Here is an 8728-nt window from a genome sequence, read left to right on the forward strand (position 1 = left end):
TGTGCACGGGACGCGTCATGTGGATATCCCTGGGAGGTTCCCAGGAACGTTTCTGGACGGGCCCCCGACCAGAGGTCAGGGAACTTGTCCTATTATTCTGCACCTGCCTAAAGATAGTCAAACCAGGTCTGGTCCTACTGCTGGCCGCAACGCACCAGTCGCTGCCACGACGGCACGCCGAATCCATGATCCGACGCGCCGCGTGGCAGCGGCTACCTCCATCGTTAGAGGAAAGGACGCTCACCGTATATCGTTTTCTGTCCACTGGCGAGCGCCACTGGGCTCAGGTGGGTGTCCGCCCGACGGCGGAGGCACCGGGACACCAGTCTGGGGCGGCCACTGGCCTTGCGGCGCTTGACCCTGCGTAGGAATTCGGTACTGCCCGTTCTGGACAGCCTGCTGACGCGCGGCCTCAGCACGCTTCTTATTCCATGCCCGGATGGCATCACGCTTGAGGTAGGCCACAACAGCAGCGGCGACAATGAGCACAACGATGATGACCGCAGCAACGACAGGTCCGGTCCGCAAGGTGCTAGCACTGGCGTTGAACACCGTGGATTCGCCGGGTGTCCACGTCTTTTCGGAGCTGCCATCATCGAACTTGCCATGATCGGTGATGATCTTGACTTCGCCCCTCGGCATCCAATCCAAGGGGGTAATTGCGATCATCCAGTGGTTCTTGAACGTCGTCGGCTTCAGCTCGTTCTCTACGACCAGAGGAGAATCGCTTCCCGAGTACTTCTTGCTGAAGGTGAAAGGGTCGTCGGCGCTCCCCTTGACCGTGAACTGGGTGGTGGTTTTCTCGGACTTTTGCTCGACCGACCAGTTCCTGACTCCCCGGGGCAGTTGTTTGACTGCCTCCGCGTTGTCCCCGAGGACGGCATTGTCGAAGGTCAGATTGGCCTCGTACGAGACCTCTTTGCCTGGGTTGAGATGTATCGTCGTGCTGGTCTTCTTGGTCTCCAGCGGCACGTCCAACGTCAAAGGCGTGTTGCCTCTGACGACTTGAGTGCTCGTCTGGCCCTCGTCCGATGGCGCAGAAGAGCTCTCATCCACCCACTGCGAGGGGTGGGTGACCACCGTCACCGGGTCCCCAGCGTCGCGGGAGCAGATGGCCGAGCAGGAGACCTGACCGGCCAGTGACAGCGGAATCACGAATGACGCTGTCGCCCCAGTGCCTGGGTCGCTCTGCTTCGCCCGTCCGGGAGCGATCTTCAAACTGCCAGACTTGTTGCCGAGAGCCTGAGCGACCCTCTTGTCGACCTCTTCCAGAGAGCCAGCCTTGATGGTGACCTTCTTGCCGACCGGGTAGGCCGACGAGAGCTGTTTTTGCGCATCTTCGGGCAGGTCGTCACTTTTCGCGTCAGCGGCCTCACCATTGCCATCCTTGGTGGCCTGGTCGAGGAAGGCTTTGACTTTGTTCTCCTTGTCGGCACCCCAGGCCTGCTCGGAGAAGTACCAGACGACGGCTCCGACGTCCTTGAGGCTCTTGAAGTCGAGCTGTACGACGACCTGGTCGAAGCCGTTGTCGGCCACGTGCTGGACGTCTAGTGGCGTCTGCGAGGTGAAGTCTTTGCCTCCGATCGTCAACGTCATGTTGTGCTCGGAGTCGAGGACGTTGCTAACGTTGCGGGAATCGACGATTCCGTCCTGTTCCAAGCCATCTGGCAACCACCCAAGCAGGTCCCGAGAGGTGAAGTCCTCCTTGCCGACCACGCCATTAACCAACGGGGTGTTGATGTTCTGGACGTCAGACCTCGCCTCTTTGGAGCCGCCAATGATGGCGCGCACCTTGGTGAGATAGTCCTCGGGACTGGAAAAGTCGAGCTGAAAGGAGGCAACCATCGACTTTCCCTGCATGTTCAAGCCGTTGTATTTCAGTTGCGAGGGAACATGCTTTTTGATGCTTGTGTCGTAGACGCTCAGTGGCTTGGCAAACACCTGCTTGGCTTGGTCGGAATCGTCGTTGGTAAAGGTCACCGTCATGACCCGCGAGCCCGAACCATCGTCGTTGACCTTAAGAGTTGTGCCTATGACGGCACCGCATCCCGATAACACGAAGGTCATCGCCAGGCACAGTGCCACGACGCCGCGGCGCATCGGCGCGCTGAGACGTCGCCTGCTGATCGTCGGAGTCATGACATGATCCCTCCGCTAACTGCGGCGCAGAGCAACCAGAGTAAGGCGACCACTATCACGTAAAAGCCAGTCCCGATGACGTGCGGGACAAGCGGGGAACGGGAATATGGGGGGAATCCCCCGGTCCTGTTAAGGCCTGTGTAGAGGAGCAACTCACCAAGGAACTGACACATCGCGCCGAGCCCCCACAGCATTACAACCCCTACCGGGACCAGTGCTCCGGAGGGCACAAACCACAAGACGCTGACGACTGCGACGACGAAGGTGGTGGAAAGGGTTGCGACCGAGTTGACGGTGTAGGCGACCTCCCAAGTCTGCCTGGACTGACGCCACGCGTATACCATCTTGATGAAGAGCGGACGTACCGCAAACACCACGGCGACGGCCAGGAACATGGTGAAGAACGCCTTCAACCACGCACTGAAGTCGAATCCGGTGACGCTATAGCTCCGACTGGGGTCGTCCTGACCGACCCAACCAAGGAAGCTGTGCGTAACGTGGTTGGCCCCGTTGTCGATGGAGGACATCACCCGCCACAGAAAGTTGGCAAAGGCGAAACCGGCAAACCCAGCCTGGGCAAGACCAGTCCACAGCCAGAACTTCCGGGAGGCCATGGCCAGATCAAAGGCCTCTACGACGTCACCTCTCCAGATCCGGCGGAGCACTCCCCACGCGTCAGCAAACCAGTTACCAGATGACCGTACCGCCAGCGCCCCCTGATAGGGCTGCTGCATCATCGGCGCTTGGCCAGCGGCGGGCATGGTCGGCAGGGGCTGTGTGGTGGTGTACCCACCCTGCTGCGGAGTCGTTGGGTAAGGCCCCGGACGTCCAGGATTCGGTGCCATGCCAGGCTGAAACCCGGAACGCTGGCCGGGAGCCTGCATCGGGTAGGCAGGCCCCATGCCAGGCTGAGGCATCTGCTGCCCGGGGTGAACACCCGGCTGCCCCATCTGTTGTCCAGGCTGAGGACCAGGCTGCTGTCCAGGCTGAGGGCCAGGACCATAGGGACCGGGATGACCCTGGCCCTGCCACCCACCAGGCCAACCTGGTTGAGGACCATTGGGCTGATCAGGGCGGGGCCCGCTCTGGGGGCCGGTGAAACCCCCGGGCCCAGACGGGTGGGGTTGATTCGGATATGGCGGCGTCGGTGCCGGACGGATTACCGTCTGCGAAGGATCGACGGAATCGTGAGCGTTGTCAGATCGGCTATTAGAAGAAAGCTGATCGCGTTGTTCCTTGTCGTGATCGGATTCATCCGTCATGGAGGTCCCCTCAGTTCGTGACTGGAGATTTGAATTCGTCAATCCCCAGTTCGCAATACAAAGTTTCGGCAAAAGTATAAACCGCATACTTCGTGTACAAGTTGTTTGGGGTGTCCATTAACGACTCGGCCCGGTCCCACATCTGTGGGACCGGGCCGAGTCGTTAATATGTTGGGGCTTACTTACCCCCGTTGGCCTTGGCGATAATCTCGTCAGCAACGGTGGCCGGGCACTCGCCATAGGAGTCAAACTCCATGGAATACGAGGCCTGTCCAGAGGTCTTCGAACGCAAGTCACCGACGTATCCGAACATCTCGGACAACGGGACTAGGGCGCGCACGACCTTGTTTCCGTGCTCCTCAACCATCTCCTGGATCTGACCGCGGCGGGAGTTGAGGTCACCGATAACAGTACCGAGGTAGTCCTCAGGGGTCGTTACTTCAACGGCCATGAGCGGCTCGAGTAGACCCGGGTTAGCCTTGCGGGCGGCCTCCTTGAAGGCCATCGTACCGGCGATCTTAAACGCCATCTCAGAGGAGTCGACCTCGTGGTAAGCACCATCGAGCAGCGTGACCTTGACGTCCTCAACCGGGTAACCAGCGAGGACACCGAACTGCATGGACTCCTGGACACCAGCATCGACCGACGGGATGTACTCCTTGGGGACGCGGCCACCGGTGACGGCGTTGACGAACTCATAGCCGAAGCCGGGCTCCTTCGGCTCGATCGCGATGATGACGCGGGCGAACTGTCCGGAACCACCAGTCTGCTTCTTGTGGGTGTACTCGTACTTTTCGACGGGCTTGCGCAGAGTCTCACGGTAGGCGACCTGCGGCTTGCCGATGTTTGCCTCGACGTGGAACTCGCGCTTCATACGGTCGATGAAGACGTCCAGGTGGAGCTCGCCCATACCGGCGACGATGGTCTGGCCGGTTTCCTCGTCGGTGTGGACGCGGAAGGTCGGGTCCTCCTCGACGAGACGCTGGATGGCGTTCGAGAGCTTCTCCTGGTCAGCCTTCGACTTCGGCTCGATAGCCTGCTCGATCACGGGGGCCGGGAAGGTCATCGACTCCAAGATGATGGGGTTCGCCTGATCGCACAGGGTCTCACCGGTGGTGGTGTCCTTGAGACCCATGACCGCGCAGATCATACCGGCCCCAATGCTTTCGATCTCCTCACGCTTATTAGCGTGCATCTGGTAGATCTTGCCGATGCGCTCCTTCTTGCCCTTCGTGGCGTTGAGCACCTGGTCGCCAGCGTGAAGAACGCCGGAGTAGACGCGCACGAAGGTCAGCTTGCCCAGGTGCGGGTCGGAGGCAATCTTGAAGGCCAGAATCGACAGCGGCTCCTCGTCAGAGGGGCGACGCTCAAGCTCAACGGACTCGTCACCAGGCTTGAAGCCGGTGATGGCGGGAACGTCGATCGGCGACGGCAGGTAATCGACGATGGCGTCGAGTAGTGGCTGCACGCCCTTGTTCTTGAAAGAGGTACCACAGGTGACAGCGGTGAAGGCGGAAGCCAGCACACCGCGACGGATGGCAGCTTTGACCTGATCGATGGTCACAGCATCGGGGTCCTCGAGGTAGAGCTCCATGAACTCTTCATCGTTCTCGGCGATAGTCTCGAGCATCTCCGCGCGGGCAGCCTCGGCCTCGTCCTTCATGTCGGCCGGGATGTCCTCAGTCTCGTAGTGAGCACCAAGCTCGGTCTCACCACGCCACGTCTTAGCGTTCATCTCGACCAGGTCGACGATGCCCATGAACTGGTCCTCGGCACCGATCGGCAGCTGCAGCAGGACCGGAATAGCGTGCAGACGCTCCTTGATGGTGTTGACGCAGTGGTCAAAAGAGGCGCCAGTACGGTCCAGCTTATTGATGTAGCAGATGCGCGGCACGCCGTACTTAGCGGCCTGACGCCACACAGTCATCGACTGCGGCTCGACACCCGCCACGCCGTCGAACACGGCAACAGCACCGTCGAGAACACGCAGCGAGCGCTCCACCTCCACGGTGAAGTCCACGTGTCCGGGGGTGTCAATGATGTTGATCTGGGTGTCATGCCAGAAGGTGGTGGTCGCGGCGGAGGTAATGGTAATGCCGCGCTCCTGCTCCTGCTCCATCCAGTCCATGGTGGCGGCGCCATCGTGGACCTCACCGATCTTGTAGGACTTGCCGGTGTAGTAGAGGATGCGCTCGGTCGTCGTCGTCTTGCCGGCATCGATGTGGGCCATGATGCCGATATTGCGAACCTTGCTCAGGTCAGTTTTGGCCACTGTGTTTGACCTCGAATCTTGGAGTAAGTGGTCTTCGTATGATGCTCGACGCAGATGAACCTGCGGTGAACCGCAGATTTTCTGGGCTGGACGTGATGGTGCCCCCTCCCCAGGCGGGAAGGGGGCGAACAATCACCAGCGGTAGTGGGCGAAGGCGCGGTTGGCCTCAGCCATCTTGTGAGTGTCCTCACGGCGCTTCACCGAAGCACCGAGGCCGTTGGAGGCGTCGAGGATCTCGTTCATGAGGCGCTCAGCCATGGTCTTCTCACGACGCTCACGAGAGAAAGCCACCAGCCAGCGCATCGCCAGGGTGGTTTGACGGGCAGGCTTGACCTCGACCGGCACCTGGTAGGTGGCACCGCCAACGCGGCGGGACTTGACCTCCAGCGAGGGCTTGATGTTGTCGAGCGCACGCTTGAGGGTCTGCACCGGGTCGGTGTTGTTCTTGGCCCGGCAACCCTCCAAAGCGGTGTAGACGATGTTCTGGGCGACAGTCTTCTTGCCGTCGAGCAGGATCTTGCTCACGAGTTGGGAAACGAGAGGAGATCCATAGACGGGATCGACCATCACTGGGCGCTTCGGCGCGGGTCCCTTACGAGGCATGAATCACTTCTCCTTCTTGGCGCCGTAACGGCTACGGGCCTGCTTGCGGCCCTTCACACCCTGGGTGTCGAGGGAGCCGCGGACAATCTTGTACCGCACACCGGGGAGGTCCTTCACACGACCGCCACGCACGAGCACCATGGAGTGCTCCTGAAGATTGTGGCCGACCCCGGGAATATAGGCCGTGACCTCAATGCCCGACGAGAGGCGCACACGGGCAACCTTTCGCAGAGCAGAGTTCGGCTTCTTCGGCGTCGTGGTGTACACACGGGTGCACACGCCACGACGCTGCGGCGAGCCCTTGAGGGCAGGCGTCTTGTTCTTGCTGATCTTGTCAGTGCGGCCCTTGCGGACCAGCTGCTGGATTGTAGGCACCGGCTGGTATCTCTTTCCGTCTGGTGGGTTCGGAATTCCCTGGCTTCGCACTCCTCCGTCGCTGCGTCGGGATCACCGCTGCCCCTCGCTGCAGATTGGGAGTGCCGTGCGAACTCCGCACGGGCAGACCTTCTCGCAGCAACTCGAGCGGCCGTGTATCGCCATGCCAAGGCACGCACAAACATCCGGACGAACCGGACATGCTTTAACAGGGTATCCCCCTGCACTGCGGGGGTCAAACTTAGCAGCGCCACAACGCAGCGCGGCAGGATCATCCCGTAGGCACCGTCGGGTAAGAGGTGCCCGACTGGACTTTTCAGGCGCCGGTTTGAGGAAGGCTCTCCGGACGACCCGCCGGAGCACCTATGCCGCCTGCAGCCAAGAAGTTGCCGTTCGTGCCAGCGAACCGGCCAGCCGCGTTGCCGCGGATGTCACCGGAAATGTGCACTGACGGCAAAGTAATCGGTGGGATGCTCACTACCCCGCCCTTGACCTTAGGTAGGACGATGGGGCGTCCGCTGATATCGGGGAGGGTGATTGTGCCGCCTTTAATATCAGGAAGGGTTATCGTTCCGCCCTTAATAGTCGGCAGAATGATCGGCCCAGCACTGATATCTGGCAGATAGATGGTGCCGCCATGAATCTCCGGAGGCACGATGATGTGATGGCGAGGTGTCTGGGTAGTTCCACCGCTCGCGTCCCCCAATGGACGATCAGTCCCACGGACATCCGTAGTTACCTTAGACGTCGGCATCGGAAGCGGAACACTCTCCGCATTCGCGCCCGGGACCACCGCTATGAAAGCGGCCATTCCCAGGAACGCCGCGACGCTACCCGTCAGAACTGCTCGCTTCATACCGTCATCCCCTCGCAATACCAGTGGTATCCATATGCGTCCAAGTGTACGACACCCGAGGGACGCGCAACAATTCGGTGCCTGCCCAGATGTGGAGAACCCCGCGTCCTGAGACGCGGGGTTTAACAGTCAGGAAGAGTGATTCAGACTGTCAGACACCAGTATGAGGCAGAGTGCTCATCCCACCACCGACGTGCACAACACCTTGGCTATTTCCGTCAGTGACGACGGGGGTTGCCGTCGTGGTGGCAGCGCCCGGAGCCGGCTCGACGGTGTGCTCACCGGAGGTCGGAGCCGGAGCCGGCTTGGGAGTGGGCTTCGGTGTGGGCTTGGGAGCCGGAGTCGGAGTCGGCTTCGGCGTGGGCTTCGGTGTGGGCTTGGGAGCCGGAGTCGGAGTCGGCTTCGGCGTGGGCTTCGGTGTGGGCTTAGGAGCCGGGGTATCGCCGCTCAGCAGGTAGCCGGCCCCGTGATCCAGGTGCACACGAACTTTCCGGGCGGTGTTTCCATGATCGGTGAACGTCAAGGTGTAGTCGCCCACGGGAACATTGTCGGGGAAGGTGAACTTGTCGGTGTCGCCTCCAGCCCAGTAGCTGATCCGCTGTGAGTCCAGCAGGTCACCGTAGTCCTTGGTATCACCATCACGAACCAGCGATGCGGACACCCGATAATCATCAAACCCGTCAGTGACCATCTTGACGCTTTCGCCAGCTTTCCACTTGGTGGGGCTCATGGTCGCCTTGGTGCTGTTAGACACGAAAGAGGAACTGTCACTCTCCGAAACGCGCTTTCCGGCAGCATCGGCACAGGTATGCCCAAATGGTGTACTTGCCCGTGGAGGTCGGGGTGTAATGAGCCCGCTGCTCCTCATCTTTCACGGTAGTCCATGTCTCTGGGGGAGCCGATTCGCCCTTGGCAACACCCCATTTAATCTGCTCCGCCCCATCGATATTGCATTTGTCAAGCCGGAAGTCGAGCGACTTGTTCACGTCAACGTGCTGGGGAGCAGCGATACCATCATATTCGGGCAGCGTTGCATGGACCGACACAGCGCCACCAATGAGCGGTGTGAGTGCGAGGGCTAGCCCAGTCAAGCTCGCCCCGATTACGTGCCTCTTCACGATGGGAAACCTTTCAGTAAGCGCTGTATAGCGCCGCAGATATTCTTCTGACAGCCACGGACTGGGCAACTGCGCTTGAAATACTGCCCCCCCCCCCCCCCCC

The 8728-nt window shown here is 60.6% G+C and carries 6 protein-coding genes and 1 pseudogene; all 7 read right to left on the reverse strand.

Translation table 11 applies throughout. The features are described 5' to 3' along the window. Positions 1–240 precede the first annotated feature (240 nt). The 7 genes and pseudogenes from A5483_RS08930 to A5483_RS08960 all read right to left on the reverse strand — a co-directional run bounded on the left by A5483_RS08930 (position 241) and on the right by A5483_RS08960 (position 8664). Entirely contained in the window at positions 241–2139 is a 1899-nt protein-coding gene (locus tag A5483_RS08930) for a hypothetical protein (RefSeq protein ID WP_063811617.1), read from the reverse strand. Further along, positions 2136–3089, reverse strand: a complete 954-nt coding sequence (locus A5483_RS08935; RefSeq protein WP_042843068.1) for a hypothetical protein — start codon at positions 3087–3089, stop codon at positions 2136–2138. The genes A5483_RS08930 and A5483_RS08935 overlap by 4 nt, the downstream gene beginning before the upstream one ends. A 490-nt stretch (positions 3090–3579) precedes the next feature. Beyond that, positions 3580–5673: an elongation factor G gene (gene fusA / locus A5483_RS08940; protein WP_003866461.1), complete on the reverse strand. Its 2094-nt coding sequence runs from the start codon at positions 5671–5673 to the stop codon at positions 3580–3582. A gap of 132 nt (positions 5674–5805) precedes the next feature. Beyond that, positions 5806–6276, reverse strand: coding sequence for a 30S ribosomal protein S7 (gene rpsG, locus A5483_RS08945; RefSeq protein ID WP_002549882.1), 471 nt, complete (start codon positions 6274–6276; stop codon positions 5806–5808). A 3-nt stretch (positions 6277–6279) separates the two neighbouring features. Continuing rightward, positions 6280–6651 (reverse strand): 30S ribosomal protein S12, encoded by a 372-nt coding sequence (gene rpsL, locus A5483_RS08950; RefSeq protein ID WP_002514884.1) that lies wholly within the window; start codon positions 6649–6651, stop codon positions 6280–6282. Between the two features lie 316 nt (positions 6652–6967). Continuing rightward, a complete protein-coding gene (locus A5483_RS08955; protein ID WP_042843095.1) occupies positions 6968–7306 on the reverse strand; it encodes a hypothetical protein in 339 nt (112 codons plus the stop codon). Between the two features lie 352 nt (positions 7307–7658). Then, positions 7659–8664 (reverse strand): annotated as a pseudogene (locus tag A5483_RS08960) (adhesin). Between the last annotated feature and the right edge of the window lie 64 nt (positions 8665–8728).

The organism is Cutibacterium namnetense (genome assembly GCF_001642025.1).
Lineage (GTDB): Bacteria > Actinomycetota > Actinomycetes > Propionibacteriales > Propionibacteriaceae > Cutibacterium > Cutibacterium namnetense.